At 38.6% G+C, this 2723-nt stretch carries 2 protein-coding genes; both read left to right on the top strand.

What is annotated here, in order from left to right; all coding sequences use genetic code 11:
* Positions 1-201 precede the first annotated feature (201 nt).
* The gene (locus AACT21_RS08620) at positions 202-1854 is read left to right on the top strand and encodes a hypothetical protein (protein WP_094163944.1); all 1653 of its coding nucleotides are present in this window, start codon (positions 202-204) and stop codon (positions 1852-1854) included.
* Positions 1855-2337: 483 nt separating this feature from the next.
* A partial coding sequence (locus AACT21_RS08615; RefSeq protein WP_141195247.1) for a hypothetical protein occupies positions 2338-2723 on the top strand: 386 nt, incomplete at its 3' end.

The raw sequence follows: 2723 nt of genomic DNA, 5'->3' as shown, positions 1-2723 counted from the left end.
GTGCCAAGCACTCTTGTAATTTCTTAAATAACACTCTGATGTTAAAATTGGCTAATATAATGTATTCAACGAAATTCGAATATATTAGTAACCCGCTACGCTTTCATCCCACTTTTTGTCGAGCCAAAAAGAATGGGATGAAAGCTGCGGGCGAGAGATGTATCTCTCAACTCTCTAGCAACCCCCGTTCTGGAGGTTGCTATGTCTACTGAATTAAAAACTATACGCCAACTTTATCGTCATCTTAACTATATAAGTTCAAGTAACGATCGTGTGAAGTGTCGAAAGTCTGTATTTCATTCACTGAGAATTAATCCTGATTCTATGCGGGACAAAGCAATATTGGAATGGAACCCTCAACTTACAGATAAAAACCTCATTTACCATAATGACCAGATCATTCCCCTTCATGATTTAGATGATGATAGAAAAATGGGTCTACTGCTAGATATCATACCAAGCGTACGTATTCACAATGAGCAAAAGTGGAAAAAGAAAATGTACAAAGCTCGGTGTGCGTTGAAAAAATCGACAGCGACATTAACTAATGAAGGTTATGGAGATGCGGCAGCTTTAATTGAAGTGTTACTTACTGATAAACGCAATTACATATCAGACTTTGACCAGGAGTGGATAGTCCGAGAGTTTGAAGATTGTTCGATGCCACGTAAGCAGCAAAGAGTGAAGCAAATAAAGACGTACATTGAAGCGTTAAATCTATTGAATGATGCAGCCCCTAAGACAGCAACATTCGTGCAAGAAGGGATATTTAAGATTCCCCGACAATGGGAAGTTGGAACAGATGTTATCTCACTTGAATCGTACATCTTATTTATGAAGAAGTTTTTAACTTCCCATTTTCCCGATTATCCGATCAAAGCTATTTGTGGGCATGATGACGAGCGAGCGGTAAATGAAAATGTTGGTGCGCATGTCCACTACTATTTGTCTGGACGAAATGAAAAAACAGGCTGCTACGACTTACGCAAATCTCAGATTAGAGCAATCAATGAATATCTAAGAAACAACCATCCAGAGGTTGATACTTTATCTGAAGATGGTGACCTTAAGTACAATGAAACTGGTGCAATGGGTAGCTACTTTCAACAAATGTTCCAAGACTATGTTAATGATCACCTGCTCAAACCGAAAGGATTACAGGCTGAGTTCACAGGCGATACAGAGAAAGCACAAGAACGCTATCAGCATATGATCAGAGAGTCGAAACTGCCGAAAAACAAGCGTTCATTCAATTTCTATACGAAGCAGCTAGAAGATCTGGTGAGTCAGATTGAATTGGTTTCAGCGAATCAAAGCAACATTGTTATGGAGCAGGTCTCACTCGATGAACTGGAGCAGGAGAAGCAGAATAAGATTGCGCATATCAATGAACTCAGGGAAGGGATAAACCTCGGTGAGAAAGCTGTTAAATCTGTACTTTTGCAAATAGAAATTGAAGAAGAGAGATTGACATCAATTAAACAAGATGTGCAAAAGACGATTGAAGATAGCGAACAAGAAACGTTCCTTTTAAAAACAGCTCGTAAGCAACGCCAGGATGAACAAGCGCAACTAGAGCACACTCGGAGTCTTCAAAATGAAGTTAATCAGAGAGATCGTGATTTAGTCCAACAATTGCTGAGAGCATCTTTTCTCGCTTCTTATGAGAAAACGCAGAATAGCGCAAAAAGAGATAGCTTAAAGTCATTTATAGGGAAAGTGGTTGATAAGCTCAACAAGGCGCTACCAGAGCCATTGCAGCAACTAATTAGCAGTGTTATCTCTGTTCTTGATGAGAATGGTATCAAATCTAGAAAGAATACAACTGCAAACCAAAATGAGATGGCTCGATAAGCCAGGAACCTATTCATGGCAACTCATATTTGATTGTCAGCTATTAGTAGAGAGTTTGGATTAGGAAAACTTTTCATCAAACCTTGATGAATTGTGATGAATTTTCAATTAATCGTCTAATAATCAATATCTTTGATAGATATTTTGAAAATGTCAGATTAAAAAATCTGACATAAATTCTTTAGAGCACTAGATGTACCATGTTTCTGACCAGAGACGTGTCAGTACGATCACCGCTAACACGAAAATGCCCCAATTATTGTTTTGCGTTAATACTCCTCGCGATTTTGCAGATCCTAACTTTGCATACAAGAACTAATGTGGTTCAAACCTCATATGTGCATAGCTATTCAGGGGGCTGATTTGTCGTAGCAACCTGCAAAGCTGCTCTAGGACAAAAAGCGTGTTGGGGCCATCGCTCTATGTTAGTATTATTTCTAATTTAACCTCTCTAATGCATTGATAAATTAAGAAAATACGGCGATGAAAAAGAACTCTGACTTGATCCACTATTCAAGAGCTGGTGATATTTTTCACTACAGATGGGCAGTAAAGCGATGTTTAGAGCTATTAGACTTCAATACTGACTTGCAACACATCACTATCGAGGGGTCACAAGAATGTGGCTTAGCTGGCGAATGTGTTGTTGATCTAGCGGAGTATCGTCAATCTTCAAAGGGTGACCGACGTGTAGAATATTTCCAGTTAAAGCATTCGACTGTGCGAGCTGACACCCCATTTACACTGTCTGAATTGAAAGAAACTATTGAAGGATTTGCAAAGCGTTATTCTGAATTAACAAGATCCATACAAATTTTAAAAAACGTAAAATTTACAGTTCTTACAAATCGCTTAATTTCACGAAACTT

The sequence above is a fragment of the Vibrio sp. V08_P9A1T1 genome (genome assembly GCF_963874405.1).
GTDB lineage: Bacteria > Pseudomonadota > Gammaproteobacteria > Enterobacterales > Vibrionaceae > Vibrio > Vibrio anguillarum.
This window is presented reverse-complemented; position numbering and strand designations above follow the sequence as displayed.